The following is an 18,679-nucleotide window of genomic DNA, read 5'->3' as shown; positions in this document are numbered from 1 at the left end:
GCCCCAGCTACCGGCTCAAAGACCGGCAAGGGCTTGTCACACCAGTGGAGGCACCGGCATCATGAACCTGCCGGACACCGACACGTCAGGTCGTACACAGACCGACACGTGAGGTCGTCCACCGATAGCGCCTGCCGAATCCAGGGTATTCGCGCGTGGAACCAGAATAAACAAACCGTCTCGGGGGCCGGATTCAATCGTCCTCTCCGAAATTTCCTGCCAGTAAATCTCATCGGTCGTCAGATCGGCGAGAAGCAGGAAAACGGGCAGTGAGTGCTCAAGCCAGTATGAGACGTGTCGTTTAGAGGGACGGTACTTCCAACCATCGGAATTCTCCTCTTTGAAGTAAGAATCCCCACCTTTGATCTGCAGTCCTACGAGGCGACCCGTCGCGATGGCAGCGCGTTTGATTTCGACATGGGCGTCGATGCCGTAGTCGGAAGTTTGTTGTTCGCGAAAAGCGAATTTGAACGTGCGCTCGATTCGAAGACCGGAAAGATGGACTGCCTCCCTGTCGGTTCCGCTGGTATCGACGATTGCTATTACCTCCCCCATGACCGATTCTCTATATGAAGTCACGTTACGTGGGGTGGGCCTACCGTGCATCGCTGGCACCACTTTCGGTGCATCTGCTTCGCTTTGTGGATAGGAGCTGATGCCGGCGCGCTTGCGGGATGGTAGGTCCTAGAGACCCTCCTTCTTCCAGGGGCGGTAGACCTTCTATTGGTTGACTGGCATGCCCTCGTCGTGCCCCGGATCCGCTCGCGCGACGAGAGCCTTGCAGTGGGCGGGGCGTCCGTGCATGATCGCGCAGAAGCCATGTCAGCCGGAAATGCAACGCTGCCGCCCATGCAGTACGTCGATCCGAACGGCGACGTGATCGGCATGCGCATCGACCTCGGCAAGGAGATCTCCAAGCGCCTGTTTCTGACTCCGAAGTTCGTCACATCGAGTTCAGGGCGCAGATCTCCGTTCTGCAAGCGGGCAGGTGGGACATGATCGACACCGGAATGTTCTACGCTCCTGCACGAAGCCGCCGGACCAGATGAGGTGCCAACCGATCTACCACTGGCTCGATAGACTTTGGCGGGAGGTGCTGATGGCATTGGTACGCGATATGCGCCTGTCCCGAGGACCGGGACGACGCCCCGGAGATCCATCACTGGAGCGGCCGTCCTGACCACCGGGCGCTCGAGCAACTAGCGAGGTACCGACCGTCGGTCCTTCCGGCCGATAGATCCGGCATCGCGCGCCAAATGCCGCTCCTGCTGACCTCCACTTGGACTGTCCTCTGGAGAGGTGTCGGTGACATCGATCGATTCAGCGCAACGCTGGCCTCGGTCGATGCGATCAGGAAGAAGCGCAGCCAGGGCGAGGGTCAGGTGCTGGGATGGGAAGTGCAGCCCCTCGACCTCGATGCCTGGTCGGCCGGCCATCTCCATCCGAACGGCCACCTTGGTCGCCTAAGCCCAAGGGCCTGTCTGCAGGGCAGACCGCCAGTCGAAACAGGCGGTTTGGGCGAGGCGCGATACGGCCACCGCACATGCACCGGTTGAGAATGCGCGAGGTATGCATGCCATGGACACCCCACGGACCCCCATAGCCGCACCGGAAGTGTCGCGGGACAGCTCCTTGTCGGTACCCAACGCGATACCGACAACCATGCCAATTCGAACCCTCGATGGTCCACCGCTACCAGGTGAGATCTTGGCCCATGCGGCACGCGCGGTCGTCCTAGCCGGCCTTCTCGCTGGGCAACATGTCTGCCACGACGAAAACCGTTCAGTAGTCAGCGAAGCCGAGCCGCGTTCGGCCATCTGAACCGAATCCGGCTCGGACTCACTGTCGCTGTTGGTGGTGCCGCGTCCGGGCGGGTATCAGCAACGCGATCCGTCGCCGCGATAAGGAATGCCGAACACCGCCAACCGACCCGGTCTAGCCTCGGTCGTTTCCCCGCATACAGCGCCCGATCCTTAGGCTGGGACCGAGGCGCGGATCAGCTGTGTCGGTACGCATCTTTGCTACTCGATACGCGTCGGCGAGGACATGTGAGGTTGTATGGGGAAAGGCCACTGGGCAATGGTGGGTGTCCTGATGAGGGAGGTTTGGTCCGGCTTGGAAAGGGATTCTAATCTTCCTGAAGGTTGTGGCCGGCCAGCACGTAATAGCGATTCATGGCAGCAATGGCGACAGCTTTGACTATGTTAGTACTCTCCATGAGGCGATCGAGGCTGAGAGATATTGTTGTTGAGACAAATCCGGATGAGTCAGGGTCGCCTTGAGCGGTTTCCGGCGCAGTGGCCGTCTGTTTCGGCGGACGTACTCGTCGCTGGCGACTCCCCGCCGCGAACGCTTCACACCCAGGGTGCGACGGCGAGCGGTGCAAACGTGGACAGATGCTGTCTTGCGGCAGCGGATGCGCGGTGGATGAGTGCGAACGTGAAGACGGCCACGACTACATCGACGGGAGCTGCAGGTGGTGCAACGAACCGTCCGGACAGCTCCGCGTCGTCGGCGGCTCATGACCCTATCGTCGGGTATCGGGACTTCCGACAGGACCCTTTTGACCCCCGAACTGCGAGGGACAAACCCCGGCGCTGTCACGGAGTTGTAGACGGTCGGCGTGTCAGTACGTCGCGTCGCGGACCCCGAGACGGGGGCATCGTCGATTTCTTTCCGTCAGGTGCTGGTTCGAGAGCACACTGCACTAGGGCATCATGGGCCTATGAGTGATCTCGAGTACCTCGCCACTTTGCTCGCTGCGCTGGATGCGGAGATCGCGCGAGTTTCGGCCTCCGAATCCGGGTCCGACGAGCAGGCGTCGGCCATCGACGACGCAGCCGCCGCCGTCTTCCGGTTGCGTGAGAAGGTCAAGGCCGGTTACCCCGGCAAGAAGGCCTACTACCTTGCGGCGTCGACCGATCCCCAGGGGATCAGAGTCGAGGGAATTTCTGCCCTGCACGGCAAACGCGCCCATGAACTGGTCCAAGATGGTGGTTGGATGCACGCAGATTCCAGCACTGTTCTCGATGCTCTCGATGACGACCAAATCAGTCGGTATCACGCGATCGCAGGACGCGGTGTAGCGCAGACGTTTCGAGATTCACGCGAATACTTGGCGACGGCAACAGGTCTGGCCGAAAAGTAGACCCACGCATCGGTACGGCGAGTCGGCCCAGCCTTGGAATAAAGATTCCCGAAGTCTGCTCGATTCCAATGACCACGATGGCGCGCGATTGATTGATCGGATAGATGTCGAACGATGAGGACTTATCCGTTCCATTGTGTATAGGCTCGACTGCAGAAGTCGGTTTTGTCCACTAGGGCGGACAGATGGGCGAGTATCATGGCACTGGCAGATCTCGATACTGGCAACCCACATTGGCTCAACGCCGTCCTTTTTACTGTTGCCGCAGTCGTAGCGATTGTCCTCACTTGGTGGTTCTTCGGCAACGACAGTTAGCCGAGACGGACACGGCTGTGTAGCTCTTCAACACGAGCACGCGAACGGCGTGCTGATCATCTGCCACAGTGAGCCGACGCACCTCGGCCGTGATGCCTCCGGTCATCGAGTCCACGGCCGTCACACGTTCGCCGGGTTCGAGGTGTTCGAGAACCCAGGTGGCAGTGGAAGGAGCAAGATTGGTGGACATTCTCGTCATGCCTCCGTCCCGCTGCGCTGGGTGCCGCAATCCCGGTGTCGGCCGAGCATCTCACCAGGCAGCCGTCGCGGTCCACCTGTTTTCGGCTGTATCCATGATTGAGGATCCGGCGTATTGGGCATCGTGCAGATATGACAGAGAACGCAAAGCTGACAGTGGAACGCACCATCGAAGCGCCCGTGGACGCAATTTTCGACGTCCTGTCCAACCCCGAGCGGCATCAGGCACTCGACGGCTCGGGATTCGTACGCGGCGTGGACCACGCAGACCGAATTCAAAAGGTCGGCGAGAAGTTCACGATGAACATGCAGGGCGATCACATGGGTGGGGAATACCAGACCGACAATGTCGTCACCGGGTACGCCAAGGACAAGCTACTGGCATGGAAGACCGCGCCGGCCGGCAACGAGCCTCCCGGATGGGAATGGTTGTGGGAACTGGAGTCTCAGGGACCCAACGAGACATTGGTGCGGCACACCTACGACTGGTCGAAGGTCACGGACAAGAAGCTTCTCCAGCAGATCGGGTTTCCCCTGGTCACCGAGGATCAGCTGAACGACACACTTGCACGCCTCGCTGTCGAGGCGACGTCCTGATCTTTCGGGCGTACGTTCAGCCGTAGAACGCCGCTGCGTCGACGCTCTCGATGGGCATCCATCGAGCTGGAAAGTCCGTCGACGCAGCGGCTTCGGCGAGGTCCAGGCCACGTATAGCCAACGCCGTCGTGGGTGACTGGTCCACGATCAGACTGATCGCGTACGTTGCTGCGGTGACGTGAACGCAAGGATCAGTTTTGCTGGAACAGGTGCATGCCGTGTCGACGTCCATGGGAACCGGTGCCAGACCCCCCGATACCAGCTCCGCGTGAAGCGCGTCGGGCAGATCCCCGCTCCCTCTGCCGTGAGTCGGATGACTGGCGACGATGCGCAGAGCCGCCCTTTTGTGAGCCGCCGAATAGCGCGGCACCGTAAATGTCGCGGTCTCCATTTTCTTTCCTGCTGAGACCACGCAGCGAATAGAACCGATCGTGTTGGTATCCACGATGGCCGACTCGCTACGAGCCAGGCTCCGCGCTCGAGGAAGCATGGGATTGGGTCGGGTAGCGGTGATCGGCTCGACTCGACGCAACCATTCCTTGCCCCATGGAGTCGCACCGAACGGCGGGGGCTGGGGAGTGGATGCCATCACCGTGCCACCGACAGCGACAACGTCTGTCTGAGTGTCGAATCATCCAGTGCGGCAAGCGCTGTCTCGTTGTTCCCCTCGGTCAACCCTGCAATTGCTTTCTTCCGGGCGTGCAGCGACGCAATGTACTCCTCCAATGTTCCTTCGGTGGTGAGCGCCATGACTGTCACAGGTGAGGTCTGTCCGATTCGATGTACCCGGTCGGTTGCCTGCGATTCCACCGCCGGATTCCACCACCGGTCGTAATGGATGACGGTGCTGGCACGGGTGAGGTTCAACCCATAGCCGGCTGCTTTGAGGCTCAGCACCATCACGGGACAGCTACCGCCCTGAAACTCGTCCACCATTTTCTCGCGCTGGTCCACGTCGAGTCCGCCGTGGAAGAAGGGTATGGCGGCTCCAGTGACACGCGCGAGATGGTCGGCGAGAAACTCGCCGGTCTTGCGGTACTGGGTGAAAACCAATGCGGTCTGCGACGATTCGGCGAGCTCCTCGATGATGTCGGTGAGCCTGTCCAGTTTCCCGGAACGGTCGGGCGACGAAGACATGATGCCGTTCACGAGACCCGGGTGGTTGCAGATCAGTTTCAGCGAGGTCAGCAAAGCGAGCACCGCAGTCCCTCGGCGTTGTGTAGAACCGAAACCGGTGTCGAAGGCAGCCTCGACCGTCGAGTTGTACAGCATCGCTTGCTCGTTCGTGATCGGGCACAGAACGTCTATCTGCTGTTTGGGTGGAAGGTCGGTCGCCACTTCGTCTTTCGTCCGTCGGAGGACGACCGGAGCTATGGAATGGGACAAGTGCGCAAGCGCAGCCGCCGAACCAGCGTTCTCGATGGGTGCGGAAAATCGCCGAGTGAAGCGTGCTCTGGTCCCGAGCAGACCCGGGTTGGTCAGGTCGATCAGGGCCCACAGTTCGTCCATGCGGTTCTCGACCGGGGTGCCGGTCAGTGCGATGCGAGTTGTCGAGCTCAGTCGTCGCGCAGCACGGGAAACCTGCGTGCGCGAGTTCTTCATGACGTGCGCTTCGTCGAAGAAGACCGTGTTCCAACTGATCTCGGCCAGACGGTCGGTGTCGGAGCGCAATGTCGGATATCCGGTCACGGTCACGCAGCCGACCTCGCCACATCCACCGAGCGAGCGGTTCGGTCCCCGGTAGACATTGACCGTCAGGTCGCCGGCGGAGAACTTCTCGATCTCACGTCGCCAATTGCTGATCAGGGATGTCGGGCACACCACCAGAAAATTGCCTTCACCGCGCGAGGCTCCCACAATCATGTGGGAAATGGCCTGCAGAGTCTTGCCCAACCCCATCTCGTCGGCGAGAATTCCTCCACCCCCGGCTTCTCCGACGGTCGGAATCCAGGACGCACCGTGCACCTGATACGGCCGCGGGGTGAAAGTGGACGCACTGTCGCCAAGACTGCCCTGCATGTGCAGGCTGGTGCGTAGGGCATCGACGGCACCGTGCGCGGTCGACACGCTGGACCCGCCCGTGTTGGGCACCGCGTACGCCGCCGGGGGGAGTGACTCCAGCAGCGATGCAGGAATCTCGGCGTAGTGGGGCCGGTGTTCCAGGTGGTCCAGAACCGCCAGCCACCCCCGGGCCGACGCGCTTTCCGGGAGGCCTGCCGATGGTGCCAGTGCCGCTTCGAGTTCGACGCGACGCGGCTCGACGAGCTGCGCTTCGACGGTCCGTACTGCCACGGAGCCACCCGTATTGGGAAGTGTCAGTTCGATCGGCGTCGTCGCTGTGGTAGCCGTCCTTGTGGAATCACGTTGCCAGACAGCGAAACAGTGTCGACGGGGCAGGTAGGTGACCTGCGGAGCGAGGCCCGTGTCGGTCGTCGAGAACATGCAACCTCCAGCCGAGTGAGCGCTTCGGTCGAGCTGCCCACACGGTACGTGCCCGAACGGGATTTCGCCGCATTCAACAGCGTTTGACAATTCCGAAAAATGCTGTCCTACAGCGCTATCGAGCAGCACGCAGCGGCGCGGAACCGATCAGGATTGCTCGCGCGAACACCACCACGTGGTGCGGCCGCCCACCGTTCCGCGAGTCATCGGAGCACCGCATCGTGGGCACGCCGCGTCCGCCTTGCGGAACGGGATGATCTCACCGGTGTGCACGCCACCCTTCTTGATCGCTGACCTGATGGCGCGACGCAGAACAACGCGGAGCTCGTCGAGTTCCTCGGTGGTGAGGGTCTTTGCCCGTCTGGACGGAGATTGCTCGCTCTGCCACAGCACCTCGTCGGCCAACAGATTGCCGACGCCTGCGATTGCTGCTTGGTCCAGCAAACGTGCTTTCAGAGGTGCTCCGCTGGAACCGATTCGGTGCCGGAAGTCGTCGCGCGTGATCTCCGCAGCATCGGGCCCCAACGCATCGATATCGGGTTCGAGGCGCACTCGGCCGAGCCGGCGCTTGTCGAAGAGCCGGAGCTGACCCCCGTCTTCGAACGTCATGGCAAAGCGTGTCCACTCGGGCTTGTCGGTGTCGCGCTCGCCCACGTGCGGATCGCCGCCTCCGTACTGCGACGTGCGATCGCCGTCAGGAGCGGTGACAATGACGCGGCCGCCCATTCCGAGATGGATTCCCAGCGTCGGACCGCTGGACCCGTCGGCGGTGACGGTTTCGCACCACATCGCCTTGCCACGTCGACATGCCTCGGTGAGCTTGCCGCCCTTCAGGGCGTGAGCGATATCGCCCGGCATGTGTGGGCGGCACTCGAACGAGTCGGTGTCATCGATGTCGACGATGACGCGTCCGAGGGCTTTCTCGACGACCTGTCGAGCGTTTTCGACTTCGGGTAGTTCGGGCATGAAGCGGGTGTACCCAATTCGCCGGCTCTATGCGCGAGCCTGTGTCGTCAGGCGCGCTTCCTACCGGTGGCGAACTGTCTGAAGCCGATCAGGTTGCCGAACGGATCGAGAACCTGGCACAGACGTTCACCGGTGAACACCGATTTCGGCCCTCGATGCACGACGCCTCCGCGATCGACGCAGCCGGCGACCACTGCGTCCACGTCGTCGACGTTCCAGTACGAGACCGACCCTGCGGTCCCCGCGGGGCGGTTGTACGAATCGGTGACGTGGACGGTGAGCCGGGTTCCTGAGACGTCGAACGCGGCGAGTTGCTCGTGTACGTCGACGGGGTCGGTGCCCAGGAGCGTTCGGTACCAGTCGACGGCGGCGGCGAGGTCGTCTGCGAAGTAGAAGACATTCCCCACGCCCAAGAGTGTGTTGTCCATCATTGTCCGTTCGGGTTCGTTCGCACCGACAGTGCGATGTCATGGGTTTCGGTGTGCGTAGCACCGTCGACGGTGTGGGCCAGCGCTTTCTGCACCACGTCGTGGTCGGAGCCGGTCCACCGTTCTTCTCGCTGACGTCGGTACTGGCTCCACGACGGCACAGTGAACTGCTCGACCACGGTGTCCTCGACGTCCAGACTCCGGTACAGGTTCCAGGCGTACGCCCCCGTTCGCTTCCGCGCGATCCCGACCGGAGCCATCGACGTCAGAAACTGTTCGAGAGCGTCGTCGACGACTCGGTACGTAACGGTGATCCGTACCGGCCCGTCGTCCGGATCGGGCTCGAACATCACGGTCGGGGTCGGCCACGCCATGGACACCGCACGGTCGAGCACGCCGGTTTCGGGTCGCAGGGGGAGGACTGCGACACTCGCAGCGACCAATGCCAAGGCGGCTACCGCGACCGCGAGTGCGTCGACGATGCCGGTCTTCGACGCCAACCATCCCCACACGAGCGAGCCGATGGCCTGAGAACCCATGAAGACCAGGAGGTAGACCGACATCCCGCGCGCTCGAACCCAGGTGGCGAGCGAAAGCTGGATAGACGCATTCAGTGCGGTCAACGTCGTGATCCAGGCGATGCCGGACAACAGCAGCGCCGGGACCACCGCCCACAGCGGAAGCCACGCCAGCGCGGCCATTCCCACGCCGTACCCGACAGCAGAGCCGACGAGCAAGGTGTTTGCGCCGCAATGTTTTCGGAGCATCGGCGTCGCGGCAACGCCGATCACGGCTCCGACCCCGAGTACGCCCAACAACACGCCGTATCCCACCGAGCCCAGTTTCAGTACCGACGACGAAGCCGATGGCAGTAGCGCCCACAATGCAGATGCGGGGAAGGCGAACAGCGCCGAGCGCAGAATGATTCGTCGAACGATCGGGCCGGATCGGATGTAGCGGACCCCGGACAGGATCGACTCGGCAAGGCCTTCTCGATCCGTTTGTGGATGTTTCGGGCGCTTCCATGCAATCAGCACGCTCAACGTTGCTAGAAAGGAGGCGGCGTTGATGGCGAACACGAAGGTCGGCCCGGCCAATGCCACCAGTACACCGGCAAGCGCCGGTCCGACGGCCCGCGCCCCGTTGACGGTCACGCTGCCCAGCGCCGAGGCGGCCGGGATTTCTTCACGGCTCACCAGCTCGGGCTGAATCGCCTGCCAGGCGGGAGCGGACAGTGATGTCCAGCAACCCAATACGAATGTGCAGGCGAGCAATCCCCACGGAGACAAGGTGTCGGTCCATGCCAGTGCGGTCAACACAATTCCGGTCAGCATCGAACCGGCACCGACCGCGATGAGCAGAACGCGGCGATCGAGCGCGTCGGCGAGCGCGCCTGCCAGCAGAGCCAGCAACAGGGTGGGTAACAGACTTGCTGTCTGCACGGCGGCGATGATGGTGGTCGACGCCTCACGTTCGACGAGGAACCACTGCGCACCGACGGTCTGCATCCAGCCGCCGATGTTCGAGACCAGCTGTGCGACGAAGAGGCTGCGGTAGACGGTATTTCGGAGCGGCGACCACGCGGACGGTGCTGCCGGCGTGGTGGCGGTGGTGCTCACGCCAGTCCCGCCGACCATTGCGCGAATGTCTGCCATTCGACCTCGGGATAACGGGTGCGCAAGCCGTCGATGTCTGCGTCGTACCCGACGTCGGTCAAGAATTGGAACATCGCTCTCATGTCCTCGGAACCTATGTCCCGTGCCCGGCTCGAATACGGCTGCACCGAGGTTCCGAGAACGTCGCCGAGAGTGTTCGCCATGGCCTCCAAGCTCGGATCGTCCGAAGCGAGATCGATTCGCATCTCGTGAAAGTGCGCGGGTTCGGTCAACACGAGGGTGACGAACCGCCCCAGATCCCGCCGCGACAGCTGCTGCAGTGGCGTGTGGAGCGGCAAGGGCAGATCGAGGCGGCCGGCCCTGACGTCGTCGAGTCCGCCGAGAAGGTTGTCGTAAAAGTAGGTGGGGCCGACGATCGTGTACGACAGCCCAGCTCGACGCAGCAGTGCCTCGGTTTCGGCCTTCGTCTCGAAATGCGGTATGCCGGTGCGGCGGTCAGCGCTCGCAACCGAGGAGAACACCACGTGCGGAACCTCCGCGGCGATCGCCGCATCGACGAGGGCTGCGCCCTGAGCCAATTCGGCCGCGGGACCGTCCTCGAACGGCGTCGTCATCACGAACGCACCGGCACTGTCTCTCAATGCAGCCGCGGACGATTCCCGATCGGTGATGTCCGCGACGACGATCTCGGCACCTCGCTCACGTAGCCGATCCGCGCGGGCCGAATGACGCCGCACCACTGCGCGCACCGGTAGCCCCTGCGCCAGCAGGGCATCCACCACCGCGCCGCCCTGCCCTCCGGTTGCTCCGACGACTGCGTACGGTCTGATCATCGTGTTGTCACCTTTGTTCCGGAGGGCGAGAGCGGGGCTGCTACTGGGCGATGAAGGCGAGAATGTCTGCGTCCAAGGCCTTCTGGTAATCGCCGTAGATTCCGTGCGGTGCACCGGGGTAGACCTTGAGGGTGCCGTGCTGGACGAGTTCTGCGGTTTTCAGTGCCGCCGCGGCGATCGGCACGATCTGGTCGTCGTCACCGTGGGCGATGAAGATCGGGACGGTCAGCGCTTTGAGATCCTCGGTGAAGTCGGTCTCGGAGAACGCCTTCACGCAGTCGTATGCAGCAGTCAGATTGACCAGCATCCCCTGTCGCCAGAAGTCGTCCTTGGCGCCCTGGGAGATGGCGGAGCCCTCACGGTTGGCACCGAAGAACGGCTCGGACAAGTCCTTGTAGAACTGCGATCGATCGTAGAGAACGCCGTTGCGGATGTCGTCGAGTGCTTCGATCGGCGTGCCCTCGGGGTTGGCCTCGGACTTCAGCATGACCGGGGGAACGGCACCGGCAGTGATCACCCGAGTGACGCGGCTGCCACCGTGCTGCGCGGCGTACCGCACGACCTCGCCGCCACCGGTCGAGTGTCCGATGAGGGTGAGTTCCTGCAAGTCGAGGGCCTCGACCAGTTCGGCCAGATCCTTGGCGTAGGTGTCCATGTCGTGGCCGACGGCAGTCTGCGAGGACCGGCCGTGGCCGCGGCGATCGTGTGCGATGGCGCGGTAGCCGGCGTCTGCGAGAAGCTTCAGTTCGAGCTGCCAGGCATCCGAGGACAGTGGCCAGCCGTGACTGAGCAGAACTGGCTTTCCGGTGCCCTGCTCGGTGTAGTAGATCTCGGTTCCGTCGGTGGTGGTGATGTACGGCATGGCCTGCTCCCTGGTTCGGTTCGATTGGGTACCGACAACATTCGTCCGTTCCCGGGTCGAAAGCGTCGCCGCTGCCATCCAACGCGGGGGAGGAGATTCCGGTGGCGCCGCTACCTGCTAGCCGGTAGACAGACCGATGTGGACCGACAGTGTCGTGCCACCCCCGGGTGGACTGACGATGGTCAGTTCGCCGCCGACTGCGGCCACCCGATCCTGTAGTCCGATCAAACCCGACCCTGTGCTCGGATCGGCACCTCCGCGGCCGTTGTCGGTCACGGTCAGTTCCAAGCTGTCCTCCGTCAGGTGCGCGGTGATGTCGACTTCGGTGGCCTCGGCATATTTGGCTGTGTTCGTCAGCGCCTCGGCGACCACGTATTACGCCGCCACTTCCACCGATTCGTCCATCCGGGAGGAAATGTCGGCGGTGAGGGCAACGGGAATCGGACTGCGTCTGGCCAACGTCTTGAGGGCCGGTGCGAGTCCTCCGCGCGAGAGGATTGCGGGATGGATGCCGCGACTGAGTTCGCGGAGGTCGGTGTGCACCTGCGACAGCGTCTCGACGCTGCGGTCCAACATCGCGCGGAGCTCGGTCAGATTCTCCGGGGCAGCGGCTTGGGCGCCGCGCAATTCCATTCCGAGAGAGACGATTCGCTGTTGGGCACCGTCGTGCAGGTCACGCTCGATACCTCGGCGGGCTTGGTCGGCGGCGGCGACCACGCGGGACCGGGACCGCGTCAGCTGAACTCGTGTGTCGTGGTTGTAGACCGCAGTGGCAACGAGGTCGGCGAAGTCGGCCAGTCGATCTCGGGTCTCACCGCCGGCCGCATACTGCGTAGCTGTCGTGCCGATGATGACGGCACCCCAGGTATTGCCGTCGACAGTGATCGGTACACCTTCGACCCAGCGAATACCCCTGCCCTCCAGTCGCTCAGCGATACCGCCGGTCGCTTCGGTGAAGTCGACGGCAGCGGCGCGGCCGGTGTCGGCGACGATCGTGGCCACGTTCTGCCCACCGATCGGCAGTTGATCACCGGCTTGCACGCGCTCACCGGCGGAGTCGTCGCGGATCGCCAGAATCGTGTAATACCCGTCGCCGTAGCGGATCACCGAAACATGTTCGTTGTCCAACCCGACGGTGAGTTCGTGTGCGACTGCGAGGTACACGTCATCCGGATCGGCCCGCAGCGCCACCAATGTTGCGACCTTCCGAAGTGACGCTTGCTGGCGTGCCAGCGCGACGGTGCGGAGGTGCATGTCCTGACGGTCGCGGGCGGCGGCAAGAAGAGCCTCCAACGAAGGCACGACACGGCGGATACGGCGGGCATCGACGCTATCGAGATCGGCGGGAACCAGCAACGACGCGGTGACGACGTCCCCGTCCCGAAGCAGGATTTTCTCCTGCCCCACGGACGCGTCGGCATTCCCTTGCTTCAACACCGCGAAGGGTAGGTCGAGGACCGCAGCCAGGCGGGTGCTGGCAACGTCGAGCATCGTCGGGGTGTGGTCCGAGCGCAAGATGGTCTTGGCGAACGCCGCCAACATATCTGCTTCTCGTCGACGTTGATCGGATTCGGTTGCGCGCAAACGTGATTGGCCAACCAGCACGTTGGTCAGAAGCGCCAGTGCCAGAAACACGATCAGTGCAGGGACGAGGCTCTCACTGCTTTCGAGTACATGGATGTAGGCGTACGCGCCGGCACTGGCCACCGATGTCGCGATCGACAGACGAAAGCCCCACCCCGCAGACACGATCAGCACTCCGAACAGGAATATCGCACCGAAAGCATTCTCGGGTGACACCCGTTTGAGCGTCAGCACAACGAGTATCTCGACGGCGATGGCGGCTGCGGCCGCTGCGATTCCGCAGGCGACCGGCGGCGCACTCGGCCGGAGTATCACAGTGACGAGCCGGTCGCGGAGGGCGGTGTCCGACGTCATCGGCACATCCGACTGCTCGAATTACCGCTAGCGGTAATGCCGACCCGAGCCGTCTCTGACACTCTCGACAGAGTGATGCCCTCCCGCCTGCAGTGCCTGATCGTCGACGACAGCGACGCTTTCTGTGTCGCTGCACGCCGACTGTTGGAATCGGCAGGGATGTCGGTGGTCGGCACCGCGACCTCACTCACCTCGGCGATCGATGCAGTGCTGTCCACCCACCCCGATCTCGTGCTGGTCGATATCGACTTGGGTGCCGACAGTGGATTCGACGTGGTCGAAGCGATCGACGCCCAGGATCTGACGCCTCCGCCTGCCGTCATTCTCGTGTCGACACACGACGAGGAGGACTTCGCAGATCTGGTGAACAACAGTTCTGCCCTGGGTTTCCTGTCGAAATTCGAGCTGTCGGCGAGCGCGATCGAAGCCCTGCTGGGCACCTGACGGCGGGTCACCCGACGGTGTCCAGATACAGGATCACCGCTCGCACGCGACGGTGATCGTCGGCCGTCTCCGACAGGTCCAACTTGGTCAGGATGCTTCGGACGTGCTTCTCGACGGTTCCTTCGGTGATCCACAAGCGTCTGCCTATGCCCGCGTTGGAGAGCCCTTCGGCCATCAAGGTCAAGACGTCCCGTTCGCGAGAACTCAACGCGCCGAGGGGATCACCTCGGCGCTTGGCCGCAACCAGTTCGTAGACAAGAGCAGGATCGATGACCGACGATCCTGCCGCGATCCGATCTATCGTCGAGACGAAGTCGGCGATGTCGGTCACGCGGCTCTTGAGCAGGTAACCCATACCCTTGGCGGTGTTGTTCGCGCTGTCGAGCAATTCGAGTGCGTGATCGACCTCGACGTGAGCAGACAGGAGCAGCAGCGAGACGTCGGGGAAACGGTCGCGGATCTTCACGGCCGCGTCGAGCCCCTCGGCGGTGTAGGTCGGCGGCATCCTGATGTCGATGATCGCCAGGTCCGGTGGATCTTTCTCGAGCAACGCCAGTACCTCCTCGGCGTCACCGGCCCGGCCCACGACATCGAGGCCCGCCTGGGTGAGCAGACTGGCCAGGCCTTCTCGCAGCAACACGTCGTCATCGGCGATGACTACTCGTATCTGGGACATCACGCTCCTCGAACCCGTCGGGTTCGAAGTATCGGCTGCGGCGTCGTGAGCTGTCATCAGTCATTCGACTCTATTGCGCGCTTCGATTGTCGACTCGGTTGCTGGATTTTTCAGTCGCTCGATCGGTCGTCGTGGATTCCACGGTTCGGACTCGGCCCGGGGGAGAGGTCGTTCTCACGGGTTGCCTCGAAAAACAACTGCAGGAAGGACGACGACGCATCCCCGGGCTGGGCGGCGCGAGCCTGACGGGGTTCATCCGATGACCTCGACATCGCCATTCCGTCCCTTCCGTCCCTCACCCGCAGAACGGGTATCGCTTCCTCCCAAATAGTCTCAGATTCTGAACAGTCAAACAACTGAGAGTTCTCTGGGTGGAGTCGGAAGCCGGGGTGGTGAGGAAGTCGACGTGCCGGCTTACATACCGGCGGCCGTGGGAGGTTCGATCAGCATCCTCTTGATCACTTTGCCGGTCGCGGTTCGGGGGAGTTCTTCGAGGAACGTGATGTCTCGCGGCACCGAGAACCGGCTCAGTCGATTTCGGATGTAGGCCCGCACCATATCTGCGTCCAGGCCTGCAGCACCCCGACCGACGACGAACGCCGCGAGGCGCTGACCGTACTCGTTGTCCGGTACACCGACCACCGCTACCTCGCCGACCTGAGGAAGGTTGGCGATGGCGTCCTCCACCGGCCCGGGAAACACGTTCTCGCCGCCGGAGATGATCATCTCGTCGTCCCGCCCGCACACGAAGAGCCGCCCGTTGCAATCGATGTACCCGAGGTCGCCGGTATCCATGAGTGCTGCACCGCGAGCCGAAGCAGTCGACGGAGGCTCGGCGTTCGTGTAGCCGTCGAAGAGCATGTCGTTACCTACGAATATCCGGCCCAGAGTGCCGGTCGGAACCACTGCGCCGTCGGCGTCGAGTACGGCGATCGTCGTGCCGAGCGGCGGCCGACCCGCGGTAGTGGGAGCTGCACGTAGATCCTGCGGTGTGGCGATGGTCGCCCACGAGACCTCGGTGGAACCGTAGAAGTTGTACAGAACATCTCCGAAGGCATCCATGAACCGCGAGACGGTCGACCCCGTCAACGCCGAACCGCTGCACGCGACGACTTTCAAGCTGGACGTGTCGTAGCGTGATCGCACGGACTCGGGTAGATCGAGTATGCGCTGCAACATGATCGGGACGGCGATCAGCGACGTGCACCGATGAGTCTGGATTGCCCGCAAGCACTCTTCCGGATCGAATCGATCCTGCAGAACCACTGTTGCCCGCAGCGGTGTACTGATCTGCAACGCCGCCAGCCCCCAACTGTGGAACATCGGCGCAGCGATCAGCATGCGCTCGTTCATACGAAGTGGCATGCGGGACAACATGGCCGCGACGGTCCCGAAGCCGCGTGGGGTCGGGCGAAGTGCACCTTTGGGAGACCCGCTGGTGCCCGAGGTCAGCACGACAACGGATCCGGGCCGTTGCGGTCTGTCGAACGTGGCGGACGGAGCCGCGACGAAATGCTCCAGAGTGCGACGGCCCGCGACGACGGTATGAGCCGACAAGCTGACGCGGAGGACGTCGCTGGGGAGGTAGCGAACCATCTTGTCGAATTCGTCGTCGACGAACAGCGCTTGCAACTGGTGACGACTCGAGATGGTCTCGATCTGGCGGGCCGCGAGGCCGGTGTTGAGAAGTACGACCTCGACACCGAGCATGCCGCAGGCGACGACGCATTCGATCATGGCAGTGTGATTGCGGGCCAGAACTCCTACCGTGCTTCCCGGGCGAATTCCGGATGCGGCGAACCCTGCTGCTATCCGATGCGATCGCAGGTGGATCTCTGCGAACGTGCGAGTACCGCGATCGTCGATCACGGCAATTTCGTCCGGTGACTTGGCGGCGGCGGCCGCGAAGCCACCGCCGAGGGTGAAGCCCCATTTCGCCAGCGAGTTCAGCTGCCGGTATGCGCGATCAGGACGCGCGGCACGAACGACGCCGGTACCGATCATCGTTTTGAGGACCGCAAGCTGTAGCGACCGGGAATCGCCGGCGTTGGACACGATCGATGTCGTTGCGCCGGAGAGGGACTCGGCCAACCTGTTCAGGCCACCCATGACCCAGTCGACCACTGCCCGATTGTGTTCGGGTTGCGGCGAGTAGGTTCCGGCCAGGCCGGCTCGGAAGATCGTCACATCGATTTTGGTCTCGCTCGGTGAACGCGCGCTGAGGGTGAATCTGATGAAACCGCCGGATTCGACGTGCTCGACGGTGATGATCGGCCGGTTACGTCTGTTCACCACGACTTCGAGTGCGTGCTCGACCCCACCGACGTCGCACGTGTAGCGGTTCGCCGACTCGCTGAGAAGGCAGTACCCGAGTCCGGGGAAATATCGCGGGTACAGTTCGACCGCACTGAGCACCCCGCACACTTGCTCGACGTCGTGTGCGAAGACCGTGCTGCAATCGATGACGTCGGAAACCATGGTCCACCCCTGTGCCTTGCCGTGTCGAACAGCGCCGCTGCCACATCGGCACCGACCAGAAGAATGGCAGCGCACATCGGTAACGGGTCATCCGCCTGGATGAAGTCGTCATAGTAATCCCGGTGCGCGGTTTCGGGAAGGAAACGCGAATCTCCGTCTAATTGGGACGAAGTTCGCCGCCGCCCCAGATCTCGTCGAACGGAACCGTTTGGGCCAGGATTCGCTCCGCCGCTCGGTGTCCCGACAGGAATGCCGCGGTCACCGTCGACGGATCGTCCGTCCACGTTGCCTCGCCGGCCAGGTGTAGAACTCCGCCGACCGGGGTCGACAGATCGTCGTGGTCGCTCGGTCGCGAGCCGACCGCCGGGTAAGAGTAAGCACCGCGGGAGAACGGGTCGTCCTGCCATCGCGTGACATGCACCCGCTGCGGGGAGATCACGCGTTCGCCGTAGAGGCCACGAAGCGCGTCGAGCACCGATTCGGCAATGCGTGCGTCGGACCACTGCCGGATCGTCTGCGCACACGGCCCCGCCGCAAACGTGAGCAGCGTGGGCAACCCCTGCGGCACGGTCACGTCGTACCACGAGTGCCACCAACGCCCGGCCTCCCCCTGCTGCCGAATCGCGTAGACGTCCTCGTCCCAGAATGCATGCGGGAACTGTAGGAACACCTTCTCGAACGCGTTCATCTCGAGTCCGTCCAACGCAGTCGACACCGGATGGGGAAGAGGCGGTTCGATAAGCAAGGTCGGTGACTTCAGGACGCCGATCGGAACCGTCACCACGATGTGGTCGGCCGAGAACGTCTCGGTGAGAGTCTCGACGGAGGAGCTGTTCGATCCCCACGCGATGCGTGTCACTTCATGGCCGAGTCGTACATCCAGCCCGTCGGCCAGACAGACCGCGAGCCGGTCGTACCCCTCGGGGAAGACGACCTCGTCACCCTCGATCGCGTTGTCGTCCAACCCGTGCGCATCGAGCATCCCCTGGTCGACACCCAGCTGTTCCTCGGCCCGGTGACCCAGGAACTCCCGGACCCGTTCGATTCGATCAGGATCCCATGCGAGCCGTTTCACGGTGCTGTTCACGGCATCCCCGTACGACGTGCCCAGGGTCGATGTCGCTACGGTCGCCGCCAACAGCTCGTCGACGACGTGTACGTCCGACGCGAAGCTCGCAACCTCGTCCTCGCTCAGACGCCGTCCGTTCGGTGAGTAGTACGCGATGGGTCGTCCGTCCGGCTGAAAACTCCCCACCGTGAACTCACTGGTCAGAATGCCGAAAGCCTGTACTGCGTCGGCCAGCGGATTGTTGTCGATTCCATGAACCCAGGACGCACCGACATCGAGAATCTGTCCGTCCGTCCGCAGGGTGTCCACTCGTCCGCCGATGCGGTCGCGGGCTTCGAGAACGACCACACGGTGACCCGCACGGTGCAGAATGCGTGCTGCGGTGAGGCCGGAAATGCCGGCTCCCACCACCACGGTGTCGACGTGCGTCATGCTCTGTCCGTTCCCTTGGTTGCCGACATGCTCAGTTCCCACGGCCGGGGTTGCCGTTGCCGGAGTTCCCGTTGCCTGAATTGCCGTTGCCGTTGCTGTTGCCTGGACTCCCGTTGCCGGAGTTGCCGTTGCCCGCATCACCGTTGCCCGCATTACCGTTGCCCGCATTACCGTTGCCGTTGTTCCCGTTTCGCGGTGGAGCCACAGGTTGTGGCGGCTCGGCGGGCACCTGATCGA

At 63.0% G+C, this 18,679-nt stretch carries 19 protein-coding genes; 4 read left to right on the top strand and 15 right to left on the bottom strand.

Annotation, left to right across the window (positions count from 1 at the left end):
* Positions 1–36: 36 nt before the first annotated feature.
* Positions 37–555 carry a DUF4365 domain-containing protein gene (locus J1M81_RS25625; protein WP_206499142.1) on the bottom strand — a complete coding sequence of 173 codons (519 nt, stop codon included), beginning with the start codon at positions 553–555 and terminating at the stop codon, positions 37–39.
* Between the two features lie 264 nt (positions 556–819).
* Here J1M81_RS25625 and J1M81_RS25620 point away from each other — a divergent pair, with 264 nt between their 5' ends.
* Complete coding sequence (locus tag J1M81_RS25620) at positions 820–999, top strand: transporter substrate-binding domain-containing protein (RefSeq protein WP_241258484.1); 180 nt, start codon at positions 820–822, stop codon at positions 997–999.
* Positions 1,000–2,725: 1,726 nt separating this feature from the next.
* On the top strand, positions 2,726–3,148 hold the full coding sequence (locus J1M81_RS25615) for a hypothetical protein (RefSeq protein ID WP_032387383.1): 423 nt from the start codon (positions 2,726–2,728) through the stop codon (positions 3,146–3,148).
* A 283-nt stretch (positions 3,149–3,431) separates the two neighbouring features.
* Here J1M81_RS25615 and J1M81_RS25610 read toward each other — a convergent pair whose 3' ends face one another.
* Complete coding sequence (locus J1M81_RS25610; protein ID WP_206499141.1) at positions 3,432–3,662, bottom strand: hypothetical protein; 231 nt, start codon at positions 3,660–3,662, stop codon at positions 3,432–3,434.
* 131 nt (positions 3,663–3,793) lie between these two features.
* Here J1M81_RS25610 and J1M81_RS25605 point away from each other — a divergent pair, with 131 nt between their 5' ends.
* Positions 3,794–4,258 (top strand): SRPBCC family protein, encoded by a 465-nt coding sequence (locus tag J1M81_RS25605; protein ID WP_027497200.1) that lies wholly within the window; start codon positions 3,794–3,796, stop codon positions 4,256–4,258.
* 16 nt (positions 4,259–4,274) lie between these two features.
* Here J1M81_RS25605 and J1M81_RS25600 read toward each other — a convergent pair whose 3' ends face one another.
* The 9 genes from J1M81_RS25600 to J1M81_RS25565 form a co-directional block, all read right to left on the bottom strand.
* Positions 4,275–4,847 carry a hypothetical protein gene (locus J1M81_RS25600; protein ID WP_206499140.1) on the bottom strand — a complete coding sequence of 191 codons (573 nt, stop codon included), beginning with the start codon at positions 4,845–4,847 and terminating at the stop codon, positions 4,275–4,277.
* Complete coding sequence (locus J1M81_RS25595; RefSeq protein ID WP_206499139.1) at positions 4,847–6,700, bottom strand: DEAD/DEAH box helicase; 1,854 nt, start codon at positions 6,698–6,700, stop codon at positions 4,847–4,849. The genes J1M81_RS25600 and J1M81_RS25595 overlap by 1 nt, the downstream gene beginning before the upstream one ends.
* A 147-nt stretch (positions 6,701–6,847) precedes the next feature.
* Positions 6,848–7,666 carry an Fpg/Nei family DNA glycosylase gene (locus J1M81_RS25590; RefSeq protein WP_027497198.1) on the bottom strand — a complete coding sequence of 273 codons (819 nt, stop codon included), beginning with the start codon at positions 7,664–7,666 and terminating at the stop codon, positions 6,848–6,850.
* A 47-nt stretch (positions 7,667–7,713) separates the two neighbouring features.
* Complete coding sequence (locus J1M81_RS25585; protein ID WP_161631810.1) at positions 7,714–8,073, bottom strand: VOC family protein; 360 nt, start codon at positions 8,071–8,073, stop codon at positions 7,714–7,716.
* A gap of 20 nt (positions 8,074–8,093) precedes the next feature.
* Positions 8,094–9,713: an MFS transporter gene (locus tag J1M81_RS25580; protein WP_032372746.1), complete on the bottom strand. Its 1,620-nt coding sequence runs from the start codon at positions 9,711–9,713 to the stop codon at positions 8,094–8,096.
* Entirely contained in the window at positions 9,710–10,543 is an 834-nt protein-coding gene (locus J1M81_RS25575; RefSeq protein WP_027497196.1) for an NmrA family NAD(P)-binding protein, read from the bottom strand. The genes J1M81_RS25580 and J1M81_RS25575 overlap by 4 nt, the downstream gene beginning before the upstream one ends.
* A gap of 40 nt (positions 10,544–10,583) precedes the next feature.
* Positions 10,584–11,405 (bottom strand): alpha/beta fold hydrolase, encoded by an 822-nt coding sequence (locus tag J1M81_RS25570; protein ID WP_027497195.1) that lies wholly within the window; start codon positions 11,403–11,405, stop codon positions 10,584–10,586.
* Positions 11,406–11,522: 117 nt separating this feature from the next.
* A complete protein-coding gene (locus J1M81_RS26955) occupies positions 11,523–11,777 on the bottom strand; it encodes an ATP-binding protein (RefSeq protein ID WP_308051320.1) in 255 nt (84 codons plus the stop codon).
* Positions 11,778–11,780: 3 nt separating this feature from the next.
* Positions 11,781–13,343, bottom strand: coding sequence for a histidine kinase (locus J1M81_RS25565; RefSeq protein ID WP_308051319.1), 1,563 nt, complete (start codon positions 13,341–13,343; stop codon positions 11,781–11,783).
* A gap of 75 nt (positions 13,344–13,418) precedes the next feature.
* Between J1M81_RS25565 and J1M81_RS25560 the strand changes: the two genes are divergently transcribed.
* Entirely contained in the window at positions 13,419–13,787 is a 369-nt protein-coding gene (locus J1M81_RS25560) for a LytTR family DNA-binding domain-containing protein (RefSeq protein ID WP_230591966.1), read from the top strand.
* Between the two features lie 7 nt (positions 13,788–13,794).
* On the opposite strand, the gene J1M81_RS25555 is transcribed toward J1M81_RS25560, so the two are convergent.
* The 4 genes from J1M81_RS25555 to J1M81_RS25540 form a co-directional block, all read right to left on the bottom strand.
* Positions 13,795–14,463, bottom strand: a complete 669-nt coding sequence (locus tag J1M81_RS25555; RefSeq protein WP_032372748.1) for a response regulator transcription factor — start codon at positions 14,461–14,463, stop codon at positions 13,795–13,797.
* 414 nt (positions 14,464–14,877) lie between these two features.
* Positions 14,878–16,941: an AMP-binding protein gene (locus J1M81_RS25550; protein WP_032372379.1), complete on the bottom strand. Its 2,064-nt coding sequence runs from the start codon at positions 16,939–16,941 to the stop codon at positions 14,878–14,880.
* 157 nt (positions 16,942–17,098) lie between these two features.
* Positions 17,099–18,442 carry an NAD(P)/FAD-dependent oxidoreductase gene (locus J1M81_RS25545; RefSeq protein ID WP_206499138.1) on the bottom strand — a complete coding sequence of 448 codons (1,344 nt, stop codon included), beginning with the start codon at positions 18,440–18,442 and terminating at the stop codon, positions 17,099–17,101.
* A gap of 31 nt (positions 18,443–18,473) precedes the next feature.
* On the bottom strand, positions 18,474–18,679 hold a 206-nt coding region (locus tag J1M81_RS25540), incomplete at its 5' end, for a hypothetical protein (protein WP_206499137.1).

The organism is Rhodococcus sp. KRD175 (assembly GCF_017168275.1).
GTDB lineage: Bacteria > Actinomycetota > Actinomycetes > Mycobacteriales > Mycobacteriaceae > Rhodococcoides > Rhodococcoides fascians.
The sequence above is the reverse complement of the archived record's forward strand: the minus strand, read 5'-3'. Positions and strand labels throughout refer to the sequence as shown.

Coding starts and splice junctions, on each gene's coding strand:
- J1M81_RS25570 (WP_027497195.1), bottom strand. CDS start 11,405: ATGCCGTACATCACCACCACCGACGGAACCGAGATCTACTACACCGAG.
- J1M81_RS25615 (WP_032387383.1), top strand. CDS start 2,726: ATGAGTGATCTCGAGTACCTCGCCACTTTGCTCGCTGCGCTGGATGCG.
- J1M81_RS25620 (WP_241258484.1), top strand. CDS start 820: ATGTCAGCCGGAAATGCAACGCTGCCGCCCATGCAGTACGTCGATCCG.
- J1M81_RS25595 (WP_206499139.1), bottom strand. CDS start 6,700: ATGTTCTCGACGACCGACACGGGCCTCGCTCCGCAGGTCACCTACCTG.
- J1M81_RS25555 (WP_032372748.1), bottom strand. CDS start 14,463: ATGTCCCAGATACGAGTAGTCATCGCCGATGACGACGTGTTGCTGCGA.
- J1M81_RS25590 (WP_027497198.1), bottom strand. CDS start 7,666: ATGCCCGAACTACCCGAAGTCGAAAACGCTCGACAGGTCGTCGAGAAA.
- J1M81_RS25565 (WP_308051319.1), bottom strand. CDS start 13,343: ATGACGTCGGACACCGCCCTCCGCGACCGGCTCGTCACTGTGATACTC.
- J1M81_RS25560 (WP_230591966.1), top strand. CDS start 13,419: ATGCCCTCCCGCCTGCAGTGCCTGATCGTCGACGACAGCGACGCTTTC.
- J1M81_RS25610 (WP_206499141.1), bottom strand. CDS start 3,662: ATGACGAGAATGTCCACCAATCTTGCTCCTTCCACTGCCACCTGGGTT.
- J1M81_RS25605 (WP_027497200.1), top strand. CDS start 3,794: ATGACAGAGAACGCAAAGCTGACAGTGGAACGCACCATCGAAGCGCCC.
- J1M81_RS25625 (WP_206499142.1), bottom strand. CDS start 555: ATGGGGGAGGTAATAGCAATCGTCGATACCAGCGGAACCGACAGGGAG.
- J1M81_RS25600 (WP_206499140.1), bottom strand. CDS start 4,847: ATGGCATCCACTCCCCAGCCCCCGCCGTTCGGTGCGACTCCATGGGGC.
- J1M81_RS25545 (WP_206499138.1), bottom strand. CDS start 18,442: ATGACGCACGTCGACACCGTGGTGGTGGGAGCCGGCATTTCCGGCCTC.
- J1M81_RS25575 (WP_027497196.1), bottom strand. CDS start 10,543: ATGATCAGACCGTACGCAGTCGTCGGAGCAACCGGAGGGCAGGGCGGC.
- J1M81_RS25550 (WP_032372379.1), bottom strand. CDS start 16,941: ATGGTTTCCGACGTCATCGATTGCAGCACGGTCTTCGCACACGACGTC.